The organism is Micromonospora sp. MW-13 (genome assembly GCF_003434305.1).
Taxonomy (GTDB): Bacteria; Actinomycetota; Actinomycetes; order Mycobacteriales; family Micromonosporaceae; genus Micromonospora.
Genome location: NZ_QKKX01000054.1, coordinates 96,105 through 115,282, shown reverse-complemented (window position 1 = coordinate 115,282; position 19,178 = coordinate 96,105). Strand labels below are relative to the sequence as shown.

Here is a 19,178-nt window from a genome sequence, read left to right as displayed (position 1 = left end):
GGGATCCCAGGTCACGCTCATCGCCGCCACCCCCGGGCGAGTGCCGCGCCGACCGCGCCGACCAGCAGCGTCGCCGCCGTGGCGGCCACCGCGCCGAGCACCGCCTGCTGGCGGCGGACCCGCCGCCGCACCTGCGCGTACGGGGTGGTGGAGAAGGAGACCAGCTCGTACTGCGAGACGTACCGGCCGGGCAGGGCCCGCTCCAGCGTGTGGTCCAGCCCGCGCCGGGCCTGGAACACCGGGGAGGCCACCTTGTCGCGCATCTCCACGAAGTTGGTCAGCGCCATCCGGGCGATCGCCTCCGTGTCGTCCTGCCGCCGCGCCTGGAACAGCGGCAGCGCCGCCGCCCAGTCGTCGCCGCACTCGTCGAGGCAGCGGTCGAGCACCACCACGTCCTCGAAGGCGCAGTTCGCGCCCTGGCCGTAGAAGGGCACGATGGCGTGCGCGGCGTCGCCGACGAGGCCGACCCGCCCGTTCGCCTGCCACGGGGCGCAGCGGACCGTGCCGAGCACCCCGATCGGGTTGTGCTGGTAGTCGTCGACCAGGTTGGGGGCGAGCGGGACCAGGTCCGGGTAGTGGGTGGCGAAGTGCCGCTCGATCGCCGCCGGGCTGCTCAGCGAGGCGAAGCTCGCGGTGCCGTGGGTGGGCCAGAACAGCGTGCAGGTGAAGGAGCGGTCCGGGTTGGGCAGGGCGATCATCATCGAGGTGCCGCGCGGCCAGATGTGCAGCGCCGCCGGGTCGAGGGCGAACTCGCCGCCGAGCGCCGGGATGGTCAGCTCCTTGTAGCCGTAGTCGAGGAAGTCGAGGCTCTCACTCAGCGCCCCGTACGCGAGGAGTTGCCCGCGCACCGCCGAGCCGGCCCCGTCGGCGCCGAGGACGACCGGCGCGGTGGCCGTGACCTTGCCCTGCGGCGTCTCGAAGGCCATCTCCCCGGTGATCGGGTCGAGCCCGACGAGCCGGTGGTCGAACGCGACACGCACCCCGGGCAGCGTGGTGGCGGCGGTGAGCAGGGCGTTGTTCAGCGCGCCCCGGCTGATCGAGTTGATCGCCAGGTCCCCCGCGGCGCTGTACGACTGGAACTGCGGCTCCCCCGCGACCGGGTGGATCATCCGGCCGCGCATCGGCAGCGCGTCCGCCATCACCTGGCCGTCCAGGCCGATCCGGCGCAGCGCGTCGAGCCCGCGCTCGGACAGCGCCAGGTTGATCGAGCGGCCCCGCTCGGCCTTCCCGGTGCGCGGGTCGGGCCGCCGCTCGTAGAGCGCCACCCGGTACCCGCGCCGGGCCAGGAAGCAGGCCAGCAGGCAGCCGGCGAGCCCGGCCCCGACGACGGCGATCTCGTCCCGTTCCGCGTTCATGCTCAGCCCGCCTTTCGTTCGCGACTGCGGGGCTCGCAACCCCGGCTCACTCCTCGCGCTCACCGGTGTGCCTCTCCACGGTCGCGGCCAGCGCGTCGGCGACCCGCCAGCAGTCGTGGTACGTCGAATACAGCGGCACCGGGGCGAACCGGACGACGTCCGGCTCCCGGGCGTCGGCGATCACGCCGTGCTCGTGCCGCAGCCGCTTGGTCAGCTCGCCCGCACTGCCCGCGCCGATACGGACCGAGAGCTGGCAGCCCCGGCGCTCCGGCTCGCGCGGGGTGACCACCCGCAGCGGCCGGTCGGCGGTGACCTCGTCGAGCAGCCGCTCCAGGTATCCGGTGAGCCGCACGCTGCGCTCCCGCAGCGCCGGCATGCCGACCGAGTCGAACAGCTCCAGCGAGGTCCGCACCGGGCCCATCGCGAAGATCGGCGGGTTGGAGACCTGCCACGCCTCCGCGGTGGCCGGCGGCCGGGACACCGGGGCCATCTCGAACCGGGTGGCCGCCTCGGTGCTCCACCAGCCCTCGAAGCGGATCAGGTCGGCCCGGCCGAGGTGGCGCTCGTGGACGAAGACGCCGGCCAGCGCCCCCGGGCCGGAGTTGAGGTACTTGTAGGAGCACCAGGCCGCGAAGTCGACGTCCCAGTCGTGCAGCGCCAGTGGGACGTTTCCGGCCGCGTGCGCCAGGTCCCAGCCGACCACCGCCCCGGCGGCCCGGCCCGCGGCGGTGATCGCGGGGATGTCCATCAGCTCGCCGGTGAGGTAGTTGACCCCACCGAGCAGCACCAGCGCGACGGTGTCGCCCTCGGCGGCCAGGAAGTCCAGCACGTCGGCGGTGCGCAGGGTCTCCTCGCCGTCGCGCGGGCGCAGGCGGACCACGGCGGTGTCGGGGTCGAGGCCGTGGAGGCGGGCCTGGCTGCGCACCGCGTAGCTGTCCGAGGGAAAGGCGCTGTCCTCGATGACGATCCGGGTCCGCCTGCCCGCCGGCCGGTAGAAGCCGACCATCAGCAGGTGCAGGTTGACCGTGAGGGAGTTCATCACCACGGCCTCCGCGGGCCGGGCGCCGACCAGTCGCGCGACCGGCCCGGTCAACAGCTCGTGGTACGGCAGCCAGGGCCGGTCCGCCTCCAGGTGCCCCTCGACGCCGAGCCGGCCCCACGCGTCCAGGTCGGCGAGCAGCTCGTCCCGGGTGGCCCGGGGTTGCAGGCCGAGCGAGTTGCCGGCCAGGTACGCGGCCTCCGGGTAGCGCCCGCCGTCGGCCGGCGGCACGTGGAACAGCTGCCGGTGCCCGGGATCGGCCTGGTCGAGGCGGTGCGCCTCCTGCTCCGAGGGGCGCGTCGCGGCCCGGTCCTGCGTGTTCATGTCGTGCTCCTCGTTCACATCGCCGTCCGGGCCGACCACAGCTCCGGGAAGACCACCCGGGCCATGCTGCGCTGCAACCAGGCGAGGCCGGCCGAGCCGCCGCTGCCGACCTTGGCGCCCATCGCCCGCTGCACCGCCTTGACGTGGTTCCACCGCCAGTCGCCGAACTGCTCGGCCACCTCGGCCAGCGCCTCGCCGAGCAGGCGCAGGTGGTTGTCCGGGCCGTCGTCGCCGTACACGGCCACCCAGGCGGCCTCCACGGCCGGGTCCGGCCGGTGCTCCTCGGCGACGTCCCGCTCCAGCACCTCGCCGGGGACGTCGAAGCCACGCCGGGCCAGCAGGGCGACCACGTCGTCCCAGACGCTCGGGGCGGCCAGGGTGTCGCGCAGCTCGGCGTACACCTCGGCCTGCCGGCGGAACGGCCGGATCAGGGTCACGTCGCGCAGGCCGAGCAGGAACTCCAGGTGCCGGTACATCGCCGACTGGAAGCCGGAGCCCTCGCCGAGCAGGTTGCGGAACCGGTTGAAGTCGGCCGGGGTCATCCAGCGCAGCCCCTTCCAGGCCGCGTTGAGCCCTTCCAGGTGCATGGCCGCACGGCGCAGCGGGGCCAGCGCTTCCCAGACCCGGTCGGCGCGCAGGCAGCGCTGCGCCTCGCGCAGTTCGTGGCAGGTCAGCCCGAAGTACAGCTCCATGATCTGGCTGACCATCAGGAAGGACATCTCGCCCGGGTCGTCGCTGAGCGGCTGCTGCAACCCGTGCAGGGTGCTGGCGTGCACATACGCGTCGTAGGGCACCCGCTCGGCGAACTCCAGCGTCGGTTCGCCGCCGTTGCGGGCCGCCCGGGCCGCCCGCTGCTGCGGGGTCGCCGGACGAACCGCCGCGGCCAGCGCGGGGGCCCGCAGGTCCGTCTGCTCCACCTGTCGTCTCCTCCATCAGCCGGGTAACGTCATGGTGCCCTGGTGGAAGGGGCGAATGGAATGCCGGATCGACGGCACTACTGGCCTCCGACCTGCGACGACAAAGGCGAACACCCCTTCGGGGTTTCGGGAAGGAAGGTCAGGCGTGGACCACATGGACTGGGCCCTGCTGCGCGAGCTCCAGGCCGACGCCCGGTTGTCGTTCAGCGAGCTGTCCCGCCGGGTGCACCTGTCGCCACCGGCGGTGGCCGAGCGGGTCCGCCGGCTGGAGGAGTCGGGGGTGATCACCGGCTACCGCGCCCACGTCGACCTGGCCCGGGCCGGCCGCTCCGTGGTCGCCCTGATCCGGATGTCCTGCTACGGGTCCCGCTGCATCCTGCACGACCCGGAGGTGACGCACTGGCCGGAGATCCTGGAGATCCACCGGATCACCGGCGACGCGTGCAGCATGCTCAAGGTCGCGACCGGGTCGATCGGCGAGTTCGAGCGGGTGATCGACCGGCTCGCCCCGTACGGCCAGCCGTCGAGCACCATGGTGCTGTCCACCCCCCTCGACTGGCACCCCGTCACCCTGCTGGACGGCGAGCCGCCCGCCCAGCGGTAGCGCCCGCCCGCCTATGGAGCTGAGTCGTCTGCGTCATCAGAACCGAGTGGCGCCCGCGTCCCGGACCGCACCCGGTCGGCATCCCGGCCCGCCGCGCCGCCGACGGCGGGTTTGCCCCGACCCCGTGGGGAATGCAGGACGGACTACCCGGGGGAGGATTCCGGTGCCCGGCACCGGGAGGGGGGAATCATGCGGGGGCTCACCGCGTCACATCGCGTCCTGTCGGCCGTGCTGACCGTGTTCGGCCTGGTCGGAGCGTTCGTCCTGGCCACGGTCGCGCCGGCACGGGCCGGGGAGAACACCTTCGTCGAGGTCACGCCGAACAGCGTGCAGGCCGGCAGCCGGGTCAGCATCCGGGCGAGCTGCGACAACGACAACAACCGGCAGGCGGACGTGCAGTCCGACGCCTTCGGCCGGGTCGTGCTCCGGCCCGACAACGGCTTCCTGACCGGGACGGTCACCGTCCCGGGCAACAAGCAGCCCGGCGACTACCCCGTCGAGCTGCGCTGCCGCAACGGCGGCACCGCGACCACCACACTCAACGTGCTGAACATGGCCCAGCCGAGCAAGGGGCCCAACACCGGTGGCGGCGGCACGGCCGGCGGCGACCGGGGCGCCGGCTCGCTGCTGCTCGTGGGCGGCCTCGCGGTGGCGGCCGTGGCCGCCGGGTTCGGGGCGTTCGGCTCGCGTCGGCGTACCGGGACGCGTTCCTGACGAGGTCGCCATGGCCCGCCGACGTACGCGTGCCGACTCGGCCGGGAGGCCGCGCCGCACCGCCGGCCGGTTCCGGACGGGGGTCCGGCTGGTGGCCCGGGGGTGCGGCCGGGCCGCCCGGGCCGCCGGGCAGGTCTTCTCGGCCAGCGTCGCCACGGTCGACCCGGACACCCGCCCGGTGGCCGTCGCCCCGGGCCGGGGCGGGCCGGGCGCGGCCCGGTGGCGGCTGGCCGGCCGGGGTCCCGGCGCCCCGGTGCTGGTCATCGCCGCCCTGATGGCGCTGATCGTGACCATGCTCGGCGTCGAGCGGGTGACCGGGCACAGCGTGCTGCCGGACCGGTTCGTCGCCGGGCTGCGGCCCCCGCCGAAGAAGTTCCCGGTGCTGCCGGCCAGCCGGCCGGTCGCCATCAGCAGCGACCCGATCGACCTGGACGCCCCGGTGCACGACGTCGGCATCGCGGCGGACGGCAGCATCGGGGTGCCCGACGCCGCCCGCGCCCAGGAGGCCGGCTGGTACGACCAGGGGCCGACCCCCGGCCAGTACGGCCCGGCGGTGATCGTCGGCCACGTCGACACCCGGACCGGGCCGGCGGTCTTCCACGGCCTGAAGGAGCTGCGCCCCGGCGACCGGGTCGAGGTCCACCGGGCGGACCGCTCGGTGGCGGTGTTCGAGGTCGACTCGGTGCACCGCTACGACAAGGACGAACTGCCGGTGGGCGAGGTATACGGCGACTTCACCCGGCCCAGGCTGCGCCTGATCACCTGCGGCGGCCGGTGGGTCGGCGGGGAGACCGGATACGCCGACAACGTGGTGGTGTACGCGTCCCTGGTGAAGGCCCGCCACGAGTGAGAGCGCCGCTCAGGTCGCCGTTCCCGGCCCCCGGCCCGACGGAGCGCCGTTTCCGGCCCCGGCACCGCTCAGGCTGCAACCTCGGTCTCGGGCTCGCACAGGTCGAGCCAGTCGGCCCAGCGCGGGTCGGGGGTGCGGTGGCCGAGCACCCGCCAGGCCGTCCCCTTCGGGACGGCGGGCGGCGAGTGCAGCCGCCAGCCGAGTTCGGCCGGGGTCTTGTCGCCCTTGGTGTGGTTGCACCGGCCGCACGCCGCCACCACGTTCTCCCAGGCGTGCCGGCCGCCCCGGCTGCGCGGGAACACGTGGTCGATGGTCTCCGCCGGGCCCCGGCAGTACGCGCACCGCCAGCCGTCCCGGGCGAAGATCGCCCGGCGGGAGAGCCCGACGTGGGCACGGTAGGGAACCCGGACGAACCGGGTGAGCCGGACCACCGACGGCACCGGGAGCGCGTTGCGGGCACTGTGCAACACGCCCTCGCCGTCGGCCACGCAGACTGCCTTGGCGGAGAGGACGAGGATCGCGGCGCGACGCACCGACACGACACACAGCGGCTCGTAGGTGGCGTTGAGAACCAGCGCGCCGGAGCCCACCGTGGGTCGTATGTCAGGCATCGAGCTCACCCTCCCGGTCCAGCCGCTCCCACCGCCGGGCGCGCCGGGCGTGCCCGCGCACGGCGGAACCACGTCCGACGCCGGCAGGATCACCGACGTCCGTTGCGCCAATCGTCCCTGATACGACCCCGGATTGCACGTACTAATGTCGGAAGCCGGCTGGGCAACACCCGGAACCGGACCGATCTGACCCCTGAGCAGGGCGGGACCCCTCAGCGCCGCGCGACGTATCACCCCCGTTTTCGATCTCAGTTGTGCCGGATCCGGGCCCGATGATCATGATTATGCATTGAACTTGGTGAACTTGATCAAGTTAACTCAAGATCACTAGAGTTCCCGACGCGAAGCGGGAAGCCCTCTCGAAGCGCTGACACGGGTAGTCCAGGACCCGATCAGGGGCTCAGGTTAGGTGGCGGGCTACCGGTCGACAACTCGGCGATCCCGCCTCGGCCAGGCCCAGCCGGCCCGACCCCGGCACACCCCGTGCGTCCACTGCCGCGCGTCCGGTCGAGGCTGGCGCCCGAGCTGCGCGCGTGCTCCTGGTGGCGATCGACGCCGGCCGGCACATGATCGCGACAACCGCACGGCTCGCGGCATGTGCAGGCGCTCACTGACTGGGGGTGAAGAGGTCGCCGCCGACCACCAAGCACCCGAACATATCGCCGAGGACAGCCCGTTGGCGTTCTGTGAGCGGGTTTACGAACACCGCAACACCGACCCCTGCTGCCCGGCACGCTTGCGCGACTTCGCGCGCTTTGCCGGGGCTGAGCAGTGTTTGCCGCGAGAACGGCACGGCCATCTTGGACGCGCCACCGTGCGAGACACCCCGCCGCTGGACGTGCCGGCTCACCACCCGCCCGCCATGGGCCTCCACGGAAGCCGCCAGCACGTCGAGCTTCGCGCCGAACTCGCTATCCCTCCCGGAGAACAGGCCTACGAGCGCCACGTCGGCACCCGCCAGCATGGAGGTCGGCGGCCCGACCGAATATTGCCGCACGGGACCATGGTGCCAGACGGCACACGGGCATCCGCTCGTCGGCTATGAGCGAGCGGACGTGCTGCCAGCTCGGCCCCCGCAGGTGGCCAATGCGTTACGGCTGATCTCGTATACATCGCTCGATGACATTTGCTGCTGCACCAACTGACAAGCTTTCGGTATCGATTCGCATGTCTGCGATCGGCAAACGAAGCGTTTGCTCGACAGCCGTAGAACGTTGCCTCCCGGCCCCGGTACCCGCAACTGGATGCGCTCGCCAAACACGGCTGGTCCGCCGGGGCCGCGTACCGGATGGTGGGTCCGCCGCGGGCCGTTCGGTGGCCGTGGGGTACGAAGGCAGGGTGAGTGCCGCCAGCCTGATGCTCGCCGCCGCGTCCGTGGTGGCCCCGAGCCCTTCCCCGAACGCTACCCCGAGCGCCGACTGCCAGGGCAGCACCTCCTGCGAGTGGATGTACGAGACGACCGGGTCGTCGTGGTTCGCCGAGGGCAGCTACTGGATCCTGCTGAAGCCCCTGCGGGTGCTGCTGATCCTCGTGCTGGCGTTCGTCGCCCGCTGGGCGCTGCACCGGATGATCAAGCGGCTGGTCCGCACCACCGCCGACGGGGTGCCGACCATGCTGCGCCCGCTGCGGGAGCGGGTGCCGACCGCCGCGCACGAGCCCGGCGAGTTCGTCCCCGAGCGGCGCCGGCAGCGGGCCGAGGCGATCGGGTCGGTGCTGCGCAGCATGGTCACCGCGTTCGTCTTCGGCATAGCGCTGCTGATGATCCTGCGCGAGTTCAGCTTCGACCTGGCGCCGCTGCTGGCCAGCGCGGGCATCGCCGGCGTGGCGCTCGGCTTCGGCGCGCAGAGCCTGGTCAAGGATCTGATCGCCGGCCTGTTCATGCTGGTGGAGGACCAGTACGGCGTCGGCGACACGGTCGACCTGGGCGAGGCGACCGGCGTGGTGGAGTCGGTGGGGCTGCGGGTCACCACGGTCCGGGACAGCCGGGGCGTGCTCTGGTACATCCGCAACGGCGAGATCATCCGGGTGGGCAACAAGAGCCAGGGCTGGGCGCTGGTGGTGGTCGACCTGCCGATCGGGTTCGCCGGCACCGAGGAGGCGACGGCGGTGCTGCGGACCGCCGCGGCCTCGGTGGCGATGGACCCGGACCTGGCCCCGGAGATCGTGGAGCCGCCCGACGTGCTGGGTGTCGAGCAGATGACGGTGGACGGGGCGGTGATCCGAACCGTCGTCAAGACCACCGCGGAGGGGCAGTTCTCGGTGGGCCGGGAGCTGCGCCGGCGGCTCGCCGAGGCGCTGGAGAACTCGGGCATCACGGCGAAGATCGCCGCCGCCCGCCTCTACCCGGGTTTCCCGCCGCGCGCCACTACCGAGGACGGGACGACCGGCCAGGGCGGGGCCACCTGAACCAAGAAGAACCTCGATGACCTGCGGTTCCTCTGACCGAGAATCCAGGGGTCGCGGACCGCGCGGCCCCTCGGGTATCGTCCGTTCGTTCAGTCGGAGATGCGACGATCAAACCGTTCGCCCTAGCCAGCTCTCAGACGATCGGGCAGAATCCGGTACGCGCCACCTGCCGGAGCGTGATCACGTCTCGCTGATCCGTAGATCTGACGACGGTTTCCCGGGCAAGCCATCACGAGTGGCCCACCCGGGGAACGATGGAGGCCACGGTGCCCGACGAGCGACCCTCCCAGGAAGGGCCGGCCACCTTCCGTGAGGTGTTCGCCCAACGGGAGTACAGGGCGGTCTTCGCCGCGAGCGCGCTCTCCTGGATCGGCGACTTCGTCGCGAAGGCCGCGGTCACCGTTCTGGTCTACCACGAGACCCAGTCCGTGGCCTACTCGGCCGCCGCGTTCGCGGTCAGCTTCCTGCCCTGGCTCATCGGCGGCCCGCTGCTGGCCACGCTGGCGGAGCGGCACCGCTACCGCTCGGTGATGGTGGCCTGCGACCTGATCCGGATGGCCCTGATGGTGCTGGTCGCCATCCCGGGCAACCCGCCGTGGCTGATCCTCTGCCTGCTCTTCGCGACCACCCTGGCCAACCCGCCGAGCCAGGCCGCCCGGTCCGCGCTGATGCCGCTCATCCTGACCGGCGACCGGCTGGTGGTCGGTCTCTCGCTGAACAGCAGCACCGGCCAGGCCGCCCAGGTGGTCGGCTACCTGATCGGCGCGGCCATCGCGGCGGTCAACCCGACCGCCGCCCTGCTGCTCAACGCGGCCACCTTCGCCCTCTCGGCGGCCCTGGTCCGCTTCGGCATCCGGGACCGGCCGCCGGCGATGAGCGCCGCACACCGCAGCCACCTGCTGCGGGAGACCGGCGAGGGCTTCCGGATCGTCTTCGGCACCCCGGTGCTGCGGGCGATCGCCCTGCTGGTGTTCAGCTCCATGCTCTTCTCGATCGTGCCGGAGGGGCTGGCCGCCGCCTGGGCCAGGGAGGGCGTCGGCGGCGGCCTCGACACCGGCGCGGCCCAGGCCGTCATCATGGCCGCCAACCCGATCGGCTTCATCCTGGGCGGGCTGCTGGTCGGCCGGGCGGTCGCCCCGGCCCGCCGACTGGTCCTGATCCGGCCGCTGGCGGTGCTCGCGCCGCTGGCCCTGGTACCGGCGCTGTTCGACCCGCCGCCGCTGCTGGTGGCCCTGCTGGCCGCCCTCTGCGGCTTCGCGGTCGCCGGGCTGCTCCCGGTCGCCAACGGGCTCTTCGTCCGGGCGCTGCCCAACGGCTACCGGGCCCGCGCGTTCGGGGTGATGGCCACCGGGGTGCAGGTGATCCAGGGCTTCGCCGTGCTGGCCACCGGCCTGCTCGCCGAGCGGTTCTCGATCCCGTTGGTGGTGGGCGCGTGGAGCGCGGCCGGGGTCCTGCTGATGGCGCTCAGCGTCGCCCGCTGGCCCAGCCGGACGACGATCGACGCGGCCATCGAGGCCGCCGGGAACGCCGACGGCCTGGTCCGGCCCCGGCCGACGGGCGACAGCGACGGGCAGTTGGGCGACGTGCCGGGCGAGCGCGGCCGGCGCAGCCACGCGGTGGGCTGACGGGCGGGACCGGTGTGACGAGGTCGGCAGCGACCCCGGCCGGTACGCCTCCGCCGACCCCGGGCGCACCTGGCAGGATGGAACGGTGAATCCCGCAGGTGAGTCCGAGCGTGCCGTGACCCTCTTCGAGGCGGTCGGCGGCGAACCCACCTTCCGCAAGCTGGTGGACGAGTTCTACGCCGGCGTGGCCACCGACCCGCTGCTGCGACCGATGTACCCGGAGGAGGACCTGGGCCCCGCGGCGGACCGGCTGACGCTGTTCCTGATCCAGTACTGGGGCGGCCCGAACACCTACTCCGCCCAGCGGGGGCATCCCCGGCTGCGGATGCGGCACGCCCCGTTCCGGATCGGCGCGGCCGAACGGGACGCCTGGCTGCACCACATGCGCCGGGCCGTCGACCGGCTGGACCTGCCGCCGGAGATCGCCACCGCGCTGTGGGACTACCTGGAACGGGCCGCCTACTTCATGGTGAACGCGATGGACGACCCGGCGGCCGGTCCGGTCTGAGCGGCCGAGACCACGCTCCCCGCCCGGCCTGCCACCCGGGCCGGGCGTCCGCGCCCCGCCGGCCTCGCCCGGGCCGGCACCCCGCCACCCTGCCCGGCGCCCCGCCACCCGGCAGCCCGCCCGGGTCCCGCGAGGGCGGCCCGGGCGGGCGTGCGGGTCAGAGCAGCGCGCCCTCGTCGTGCAGCCAGTCCACGAAGGTGGTGGCCACCGCGGCGCCACAGTCGAGCATCTCGACCAGGAGCGCGTCGTGCGTCCCGGCACCGAGGGGCACCTGGAGCTCCGCGTAGATCGGCAGTTGACCCCGCTCGGTGGGATCGCCGATGTACGCCTTGCAGAATCGGCGGGTGTGGTTCCACTCGTTGACCACCCGGTAGGCCCGGTCGGCCCAGTCGGGCGGCACCGTCGCATGTGGACGGGCCCGCATCACCAGGATCTCGTCCTCCGGGCCCTCCAGGGTGACCAGCACCGCGTGCCGCTCCCACATGGCCAGCAGGTTGCCGTCACCGTCGGCCAGGTAGCGCACGTCCAGCAGGTCGAGCGCGTCGCAGACCCGGCGGAGGGTGACCGGCGCGATGGTTGCCGACATGTCGGTGATCACGGCACGGTCGGCGGCCGGGCAGTCGTCGCCCGGTTGACGTGGGGCCGGTGGTCCGACCCGGACGGTGCTGTCCACTGTGATCCCGCTTCGAGTTTCCGGTTCGCCGCCACCGGCGGGACCGGGGCGCCATGACCACCACGGCATCGCTCGCGCACCTCACTCCCCAGCGGATCCAGCCGCCTACGGTGCGTTGGATCCGAGGATGGACGGTACCCGGACAGCCGGGTTGAAGCATCCCCCCAACGGCAGCCCCGGGCCAGAAGAACGACCATGGGTCATACTTTCGGCTGAACCCCGAGCGGCGTGACGGCAAGATCGGCCACCTTCTGCAACCACACGGCTCCGTATGGTCCCACCAGTCCGACCCATCGGCCGACCACCCGCACCTGAACGTCGCCGCCGGCGGTCCCCGGCGCCGCGGTCCCGGTGGCGCTGCCGGGATGGCCCAGGAAGCCCATCCGGACCAGACCCTGAACCAGCCGCTGGGCGATCTCGACCGGCGGACCGGGCGGGTCGTCCGGGGTGACCACCACGGCCACGTGGTCGAGCAGCGCGTCCCGCAGCACCCGCTGCCCCACCGCCCGGCCGGACACCCCGTGCGCGGCGGCCTCGCGCAGCGTCCCCGCCGCCGCCTCGGCGATCCGCCACAGCTCCCCGGCCGGCAGCAGCTCCACCGGCCGGCTCGCCGCCGGCGGCAGGGGCCAGCGCCACTGCGCGTCCCGGCGGGCCGGCAGGGTGTGCCCGCCGGCCGTGAGTTCGGCCAGCAGGTCCCGGGCGGCCACCGTCACGTCCCCGCAGCCCACCCCGGCCACCGTCCGGACGGCCAGCACGTCCCACGGCAGCCGCGCCCAGAGCGCCGTCCGGTCGGCCGGGCCGGCCGGCGACGCGGCGGGACGCAGCCGGACCAGCGCGGCCCGGTCGAGCCGGACGAGCCGGGCCAGGAACGCGCCCGCGTCGGCCACCCCGGCCAGCCCGTGCCCGCCACCGGCCACGTCGGGGCCCTGAGGGCGGGCCGGGGTGCCGCTCACGCCGGGGCTCCGGCCGCGCTGATGCCCGGGGCGTACGCGAGCAGGAAGGCCCGCTCCTCCTCGGTGATCCGCCGGGGCCGCTTGGCGACCAGGTCGAACGGCACCAGCACCGAGCGGGCCGTGCTGGCCAGCACGTCGGCGTCGTACAGCTCGTAGCCGACGGTGAACCGGGATGCCCGGATCTCCTCGATCCACAGCTCGATCCGCACGGTGGGGGCGGCCGCCGCGGTGGCCCGGCCCAGCGCGTAGTCGACCGGGCGCAGGTAGTCGACCTCGTGCCGGCGGATGACCACCCCGTCGGCGAAGGAGCCCACCCCCCACGCCCGGCCACCGGCGAACATCAACGCCACCCGCGCCTCCTCGTACAGGGTGAGGAAGCGCGAGTTGTTGACGTGCCCGTACGCGTCCAGGTCGGACCAGCGCAGCGTGCAGTGGTAGACGAAGCGGTCAGTCACGGGTGAGCTTGCGGTAGGTCACCCGGTGCGGGCGGGCCGCCTCGGCGCCGAGCCGATCGATCTTGTTCTTCTCGTACGCCTCGAAGTTGCCCTCGAACCAGAACCACTTCGCCGGGTTCTGGTCGTCGCCCTCCCAGGCCAGGATGTGCGTGGCGACCCGGTCCAGGAACATCCGGTCGTGGGAGATGACCACGGCGCAGCCGGGGAACTCCAACAGCGCGTTCTCCAGGCTGGACAGGGTCTCCACGTCCAGGTCGTTGGTCGGCTCGTCGAGCAGGATGACGTTGCCGCCGATCTTCAGGGTCAGCGCCAGGTTGAGCCGGTTGCGCTCGCCGCCGGAGAGCACCTTGGTCGGCTTCTGCTGGTCCGGCCCCTTGAACCCGAACGCCGCGATGTACGCCCGCGACGGCATCTCGACCTTGCCCACCATCAGGTAGTCCAGGCCGTCGGAGACGACCTCCCAGACGCTCTTGTCGCCCTCGAGGCCCTGCCGGTTCTGGTCGACGTACGACAGGGAGACGGTGGGGCCGACCCGGACCTCGCCGCCGGTCGGCTGCTCCAGCCCGACGATGGTCTTGAACAGGGTGGTCTTGCCGACGCCGTTCGGGCCGATGATGCCGACGATGCCGTTGCGCGGCAGCGAGAACGACAGGTTGTCGATCAGCAGCCGGTCGCCGAAGCCCTTGCTCAGGCTCTGCGCCTCGATCACCGTGCTACCCAGGCGCGGGCCCGGCGGGATCTGGATCTCCTCGAAGTCGAGCTTACGGGTCTTCTCCGCCTCCGTGGCCATCTCGTCGTACCGGTCGAGGCGGGCCTTGGACTTGGTCTGCCGCGCCTTGGCGTTGGAGCGGACCCACTCCAACTCCTCGGTGAGGCGCTTCTTCATCTTGGCGTCCCGCCGTCCCTCGACGGCCAGCCGGGCGGCCTTCTTCTCCAGGTAGGTGGAGTAGTTGCCCTCGTAGCCGATGGCCCGGCCGCGGTCCAGCTCCAGGATCCAGCCGGCGACCTTGTCCAGGAAGTACCGGTCGTGGGTGATCGCCATGACGGTGCCGGCGTACTTGGCCAGGTGCTGCTCCAGCCAGGAGACGCTCTCCGCGTCCAGGTGGTTGGTGGGCTCGTCGAGCAGCAGCAGGTCGGGCGCCTCCAGCAGCAGCTTGCAGAGCGCGACCCGGCGGCGCTCGCCACCGGAGAGCTCGGTGACGTCGGCGTCCGGCGGCGGGCAGCGCAGCGCGTCCATGGCCAGTTCGAGCTTGGAGTCGATGTCCCAGGCGTCGAGGTGGTCCAGCTCCTCCTGGAGCCTGCCCATCTCCTCCATCAGCTCGTCGGAGTAGTCCGTCGCCATCTGCTCGGCGATCTTGTTGAACCGCTCCAGCTTGGCCTTGGTCTCCGCGACCGCCTCCTCGACGTTGCCGAGGACGGTCTTGGCGTCGTTGAGCGGGGGCTCCTGGGCGAGCATGCCGACGGTGTAGCCGGGCATCAGCCGGGCCTCGCCGTTGCTCGGCCGGTCCAGCCCTGCCATGATCTTGAGAAGGCTGGACTTACCGGCGCCGTTCGGGCCGACCACACCGATCTTGGCACCCGGCAGGAAGCTCAGCGTCACGTTGTCGAGCACGACCTTGTCGCCGTGCGCCTTGCGCGCCTTTTCCAGGACGTAGATGTACTGGGCCACGGTGCGGGCTACCTCCGTAGGTTGCGATCTGGGAGCTTGCGGGTGTGGGCTGGCGGGCGCGGGCTCCGGCGCCACTCGGGGGGCTCCGGCGCCACTCGGGCTTGGTGTGCCGCCGGGGCTCCGGGGCCGCTCGCCGCCGCCGGCCGGGAGCCGGCCACAACGCACGCCATCCTCAATCCTGACAGGTACGCCGGGCTTCGCCCACATCACCCCGCCCCGACCGCGCCCCGGCGAGCCACCGACCGGGCGACGGCAGGGGTCGGGACGGACCGGTGGGAGCGCCGGGCGGGCCCGGCGAGGGGTGGCCGACGGCCCACCTCCGGCCGAGGTCGCCCGGGCGTGATCACCTTCACGGTTCGCCGAGCGTGGGACGGGTAGGTTAACTCCGGCACGGGGCATCAGAGGCCGCAGCTACGCTCAGTACGCTCATCGCGGTGGACCCCGTCAGCACCCGGAGGTGGCCGAACGTGACCGTCCGCAGTTCCTTTGTCGTAGTGGCGAACCGACTACCGGTCGACGAGGTGAACACCCCGGAGGGGCGGCAGTGGCGCCGCAGCCCGGGTGGCCTGGTCACGGCGCTGCATCCCGTCCTCGCGGAACACCAGGGCACGTGGGTCGGCTGGGCCGGCGGCACGGGTGCCGCCCCCGAGCCGTTCGACCTGGAGGGGATCCGGCTGCACCCGGTGCCGCTGAGCGCGGACGAGCTGGAACGCTACTACGAGGGTCAGTCGAACGCGACGATCTGGCCGCTCTACCACGACGCGGTGGAGACGCCGGCGTACAAGCGCCGCTGGCGCGAGGCGTACCGGCTGGTCAACGCGCGGTTCGCGGAGGCCGCGGCGGAGGTCGCGGCCGAAGGCGCGACGGTCTGGGTGCAGGACTACCAGCTCCAGCTCGTGCCGGCGATGCTCCGCGAGCTGCGCCCCGACCTGCGGATCGGATTCTTCCTGCACATCCCGTTCCCGCCGATCGAGCTGTTCATGCAGATGCCGTTCCGCACCGAGATCCTGCGCGGGCTGCTCGGGGCGGACCTGGTCGGCTTCCAGCAGCGGCTGGCCGCGCAGAACTTCGTCCGGCTGGCCCGGCACCTGCTCGGGCTGCGCTACGAGGGGCAGATGATCCAGGTCGACGGCCGGCAGGTGAAGGCGGGCGCCTTCCCCATCTCCATCGAGACGAAGGAGATGGAGCGGCTGGCCGAGGACCCGGCGATCCAGGCCCGGGCCAAGCAGATCCGCGAGGAGCTGGGCAACCCGAAGACGATCATCCTGGGCGTCGACCGGCTGGACTACACGAAGGGCATCGAGCTTCGACTCAAGGCCTTCCGGGAGCTGCTGGCTGACGGAAAGTTGACAGTTCCGGACGCGGTTATGGTGCAGGTGGCCACTCCGAGCCGCGAACGGGTGGAGCATTATCAGGCACTACGGGTCAAGGTCGAACGCGAAGTTGGCCGGATTAATGGGGAATTTGGCAGGGTCGGCGTGCCGGCGGTGCATTACCTGCATCAGTCGTACAGTCGCAGTGAACTGGCGGCGATGTATGTTGCCGCCGACGTGATGATGGTGACCCCGCTGCGAGACGGAATGAATCTGGTGGCCAAGGAGTACGTGGCATCGCGCGCCGACCAGGGCGGCGCGCTCGTGCTCAGTGAGTTCGCCGGCGCCGCCACCGAGCTGCGCCAGGCGTTTTTGTGTAACCCGCACGACCCCGACGCGGTCAAGGACGCGTTGCTCAAGGCCGTGCATGTGGAGAAGCCCGAGGCCCGCCGACGCATGCGTGTCATGCAGCGTCACCTGCGCACCCACGACGTGGGTCACTGGGCGAAGTCGTTCCTCACCGAGCTTGGTGTGCCTGATTCGGAGGCTGCGTGAACACGTCCGTCCACGACGGGGCGGCCCCGGCCGCGGGAGTGCTGGATCCCGAGCTTCGGGCGGCCATCGGGCGGATAGCCCGGGTTCCCCAGCTCCTCGTCGCCTGCGACTACGACGGCACCCTCGCGCCGATCGTGGAGGACCCGAGCAAGGCCGTGCCGCTGCCCGAGTCCGTCGCCGCCGTCCGGGCGCTCGCCGCGCTGCCGCAGACCACCGTCGCGGTGGTCTCCGGCCGGGCGCTGCGTGACCTGGCCGCGCTGTCCCGGCTGCCCAGCGAGGTGCACCTGGTCGGCAGCCACGGCTCCGAGTTCGACATCGGCTTCGTCGAGCGGCTCTCCCCCGAGCTGATCGCCGTGCGCACCCGGCTGCGCGACGCGCTGCGCGAGATCGCCAACGCCCATCCGGGCGTCCGGCTGGAGCGCAAGCCGGCCAGCGTCGCGGTGCACACCCGCGGGCTCGACCCGCAGGTCGCCGCCGCGGCCGTCGAGGCGGTCCGCACCGGCCCGGCCACCTGGGACGGCGTCACCGTCACCCAGGGCAAGGAGGTGATCGAGCTGTCGGTGGTGGCGACCCACAAGGGCACCGCCGTCGACCAGCTCCGCACCCAACTCTCGGCGAGCGCGGTGCTGTTCATCGGCGACGACGTCACCGACGAGAACGCCTTCGGCAACCTGCACGGCCCGGACATGGGCATCAAGATCGGCATCGGCGAGACCCGGGCCGACTACCGGGTCGCCGAGCCGATCGAGGCCGCCCGCGCGCTCGGCCTGCTGCTGGAGACCCGGCGGCACTGGCTCTTCGGCGAGCGGGCCGTGCCGATCGAGCGGCACTCGATGCTCGCCAACGGGCGTACCGTCGCCCTGCTCACCCCCGACGCCAAGGTCACCTGGCTCTGCCACCCCAAGCCGGACTCGGCGGCGATCTTCGCCGACCTGGTCGGCGGCAGCCCTGCCGGGCACTTCAGCGTGGCTCCCGAGCGCGGCGGCATCCCGCTCGGCCAGCGTTACCGCTCCGGCACGATGACGGTGGAGACCCGCTGGTCGGGCCTCACCGTCACCGACTGGCTGGACACGCCGGCCCGGGAAACCACACCCGACGGCCCGGTGGTCTTCACCGGCGACTCGACCCTGGTCCGGGTGCTGACCGGCTCCGGGCGGGTCCGGGTGGAGTTCGCTCCCCGGCCCGAGTTCGGCCAGGTGGCCACCCAGCTCCAGCCGGTCGGCGACGGCCTGCTGGTGCTCGGCTCCAACGAGCCGATCGCGCTCTACTCCCCCGGCGTCGAGTGGCAGGTCAGCAACGACGGCGGGTACGAGACGGCCAAGGCCGTCGTGGACCTGTCCGCCGCCGGCGGGCAGGTGGTGTTGGAGCTGCGCTTCGGCACGCACAGCCTGGAACACCACCGGCTGCCGGTCCACGAGCGGCAGGCCGCCGCCGAGCAGCCGTGGAAGGACTGGGTGGCGTCGCTGCGGCTGCCCACCACCGCCCGGGACCTGGTCGCCCGCAGCGCGCTGACCCTGCGCGGGCTCTGCCACGAGGCGACCGGCTCGATCCTCGCCGCGGCGACCACCTCGCTGCCCGAGGAGTTGGGCGGCGTGCGGAACTGGGACTACCGGTACTGCTGGCTGCGCGACGCGTCGATGACCGCGCGGGCACTGGTCGACCTCGGCTCCATCGAGGAGGCCGAGGCGCTGCTGCGCTGGGTGGACGGCTGCATCGACCGCACCGGCGGCCACCCCGAGCGGCTGCACCCGCTCTACACGGTCGACGGGTACGAGCTGGGCGCCGAGGCGGTCATCGACACCCTGCCCGGGTACGCCGGCTCCCGGCCGGTGCGGGTCGGCAACCTCGCCAACCACCAGCTCCAGCTCGACGTGTTCGGCCCGATCGCCGACCTGATCGCGGCCGTGGCCGATGCCCGGGGCTCGGTGCGCGAGGACGAGTGGCGGGTGCTGGAGAACATGGTCGAGGCGGTCCGCCGCCGCTGGCACGAGCCCGACCACGGCATCTGGGAGGCCCGCCTCCCCCCGCGGCACCACATCTTCTCCAAGGTGATGTGCTGGATGACCGTCGACCGGGCGCTGCACGTGGTGCGGCAGCACGGCGGCGAGGACCGGCCGGAGTGGGTGGACCTGCGCGACCGGATCGGCGCCAACGTCCTGGAGTACGGCTGGCACGCCGACGTCGAGGCGTACAGCGTCGCGTACGGCGACGAGGACATGGACGCGTCGTCGCTGTGGATCGGCCTGTCCGGGCTGCTCCCGGGCGACGACCCGCGCTTCCTGTCCACCGTGCTCAGGATCGAGGCGGACCTGCGCAGCGGACCGGTCGTCTACCGGTACCACTGGGACGACGGCCTGCCGGGGCGCGAGGGCGGCTTCCACATCTGCACGGCGTGGCTGATCGAGGCGTACCTGCGCACCGGGCGGCGCACCGACGCGGAGGAGCTGTTCACCCAGATGGTCGACACGGCGGGCCCGACGGGGCTGCTCCCGGAGCAGTACGACCCGCTGGCCGAGCGCGGGCTGGGCAACCACCCGCAGGCGTACAGCCACCTCGGCCTGATCCGCTGCGCCCTGCTGCTGGACAACATGCTCAAGCAGTGACCTG

Annotated in this window: 17 protein-coding genes; 8 read left to right on the top strand and 9 right to left on the bottom strand. The window is 72.6% G+C overall.

The window, feature by feature from the left end; translation table 11 throughout:
• Positions 1 to 17: 17 nt before the first annotated feature.
• Genes C5N14_RS24115 through C5N14_RS24105 form a run of 3 tightly spaced genes read right to left on the bottom strand, consistent with a single transcriptional unit; the run spans position 18 to position 3,635 of the window.
• The gene (locus tag C5N14_RS24115; protein ID WP_117670909.1) at positions 18 to 1,355 is read right to left on the bottom strand and encodes an NAD(P)/FAD-dependent oxidoreductase; all 1,338 of its coding nucleotides are present in this window, start codon (positions 1,353 to 1,355) and stop codon (positions 18 to 20) included.
• Positions 1,356 to 1,401: 46 nt separating this feature from the next.
• Entirely contained in the window at positions 1,402 to 2,718 is a 1,317-nt protein-coding gene (gene kynU / locus C5N14_RS24110; RefSeq protein ID WP_117670993.1) for a kynureninase, read from the bottom strand.
• 14 nt (positions 2,719 to 2,732) lie between these two features.
• Entirely contained in the window at positions 2,733 to 3,635 is a 903-nt protein-coding gene (locus tag C5N14_RS24105; protein WP_117670907.1) for a tryptophan 2,3-dioxygenase, read from the bottom strand.
• A gap of 145 nt (positions 3,636 to 3,780) precedes the next feature.
• Between C5N14_RS24105 and C5N14_RS24100 the strand changes: the two genes are divergently transcribed.
• From C5N14_RS24100 to C5N14_RS24090, 3 genes are all read left to right on the top strand, one after another.
• Positions 3,781 to 4,239 (top strand): Lrp/AsnC family transcriptional regulator, encoded by a 459-nt coding sequence (locus tag C5N14_RS24100; RefSeq protein ID WP_117670905.1) that lies wholly within the window; start codon positions 3,781 to 3,783, stop codon positions 4,237 to 4,239.
• 237 nt (positions 4,240 to 4,476) lie between these two features.
• Positions 4,477 to 4,953: a hypothetical protein gene (locus tag C5N14_RS24095; protein WP_371685896.1), complete on the top strand. Its 477-nt coding sequence runs from the start codon at positions 4,477 to 4,479 to the stop codon at positions 4,951 to 4,953.
• A 10-nt stretch (positions 4,954 to 4,963) separates the two neighbouring features.
• Positions 4,964 to 5,803, top strand: coding sequence for a class F sortase (locus tag C5N14_RS24090; RefSeq protein ID WP_117670901.1), 840 nt, complete (start codon positions 4,964 to 4,966; stop codon positions 5,801 to 5,803).
• Between the two features lie 68 nt (positions 5,804 to 5,871).
• On the opposite strand, the gene C5N14_RS24085 is transcribed toward C5N14_RS24090, so the two are convergent.
• Both C5N14_RS24085 and C5N14_RS24080 read right to left on the bottom strand, forming a co-directional pair.
• Positions 5,872 to 6,414 (bottom strand): HNH endonuclease, encoded by a 543-nt coding sequence (locus C5N14_RS24085; protein WP_117670991.1) that lies wholly within the window; start codon positions 6,412 to 6,414, stop codon positions 5,872 to 5,874.
• Between the two features lie 607 nt (positions 6,415 to 7,021).
• A complete protein-coding gene (locus tag C5N14_RS24080; protein ID WP_207892854.1) occupies positions 7,022 to 7,411 on the bottom strand; it encodes a hypothetical protein in 390 nt (129 codons plus the stop codon).
• A 359-nt stretch (positions 7,412 to 7,770) separates the two neighbouring features.
• On the opposite strand from C5N14_RS24080, the gene C5N14_RS24075 reads away from it, so the two are divergent.
• The 3 genes from C5N14_RS24075 (at position 7,771) to C5N14_RS24065 (ending at position 10,953) form a co-directional block, all read left to right on the top strand.
• Positions 7,771 to 8,820 carry a mechanosensitive ion channel family protein gene (locus C5N14_RS24075; RefSeq protein WP_207892856.1) on the top strand — a complete coding sequence of 350 codons (1,050 nt, stop codon included), beginning with the start codon at positions 7,771 to 7,773 and terminating at the stop codon, positions 8,818 to 8,820.
• A gap of 254 nt (positions 8,821 to 9,074) precedes the next feature.
• The gene (locus C5N14_RS24070; protein WP_117670899.1) at positions 9,075 to 10,445 is read left to right on the top strand and encodes an MFS transporter; all 1,371 of its coding nucleotides are present in this window, start codon (positions 9,075 to 9,077) and stop codon (positions 10,443 to 10,445) included.
• Positions 10,446 to 10,530: 85 nt separating this feature from the next.
• Positions 10,531 to 10,953: a globin gene (locus C5N14_RS24065; protein WP_117670896.1), complete on the top strand. Its 423-nt coding sequence runs from the start codon at positions 10,531 to 10,533 to the stop codon at positions 10,951 to 10,953.
• Between the two features lie 157 nt (positions 10,954 to 11,110).
• On the opposite strand, the gene C5N14_RS24060 is transcribed toward C5N14_RS24065, so the two are convergent.
• The 4 genes from C5N14_RS24060 to ettA all read right to left on the bottom strand — a co-directional run bounded on the left by C5N14_RS24060 (position 11,111) and on the right by ettA (position 14,703).
• Positions 11,111 to 11,695 carry a YbjN domain-containing protein gene (locus C5N14_RS24060; RefSeq protein ID WP_117670894.1) on the bottom strand — a complete coding sequence of 195 codons (585 nt, stop codon included), beginning with the start codon at positions 11,693 to 11,695 and terminating at the stop codon, positions 11,111 to 11,113.
• A gap of 131 nt (positions 11,696 to 11,826) precedes the next feature.
• Positions 11,827 to 12,579 carry a hypothetical protein gene (locus tag C5N14_RS24055; RefSeq protein ID WP_117670892.1) on the bottom strand — a complete coding sequence of 251 codons (753 nt, stop codon included), beginning with the start codon at positions 12,577 to 12,579 and terminating at the stop codon, positions 11,827 to 11,829.
• Positions 12,576 to 13,034 carry a thioesterase family protein gene (locus C5N14_RS24050; RefSeq protein ID WP_117670890.1) on the bottom strand — a complete coding sequence of 153 codons (459 nt, stop codon included), beginning with the start codon at positions 13,032 to 13,034 and terminating at the stop codon, positions 12,576 to 12,578. The genes C5N14_RS24055 and C5N14_RS24050 overlap by 4 nt, the downstream gene beginning before the upstream one ends.
• Positions 13,027 to 14,703: an energy-dependent translational throttle protein EttA gene (gene ettA / locus C5N14_RS24045; protein ID WP_117670888.1), complete on the bottom strand. Its 1,677-nt coding sequence runs from the start codon at positions 14,701 to 14,703 to the stop codon at positions 13,027 to 13,029. The genes C5N14_RS24050 and ettA overlap by 8 nt, the downstream gene beginning before the upstream one ends.
• Before the next feature lie 467 nt (positions 14,704 to 15,170).
• Here ettA and C5N14_RS24040 point away from each other — a divergent pair, with 467 nt between their 5' ends.
• Both C5N14_RS24040 and otsB read left to right on the top strand, forming a co-directional pair.
• A complete protein-coding gene (locus C5N14_RS24040; protein ID WP_117670886.1) occupies positions 15,171 to 16,571 on the top strand; it encodes a trehalose-6-phosphate synthase in 1,401 nt (466 codons plus the stop codon).
• Positions 16,568 to 19,174: a trehalose-phosphatase gene (gene otsB, locus C5N14_RS24035; protein WP_117670884.1), complete on the top strand. Its 2,607-nt coding sequence runs from the start codon at positions 16,568 to 16,570 to the stop codon at positions 19,172 to 19,174. Before C5N14_RS24040 ends, otsB begins: the two co-directional genes overlap by 4 nt.
• Positions 19,175 to 19,178 lie beyond the last annotated feature (4 nt).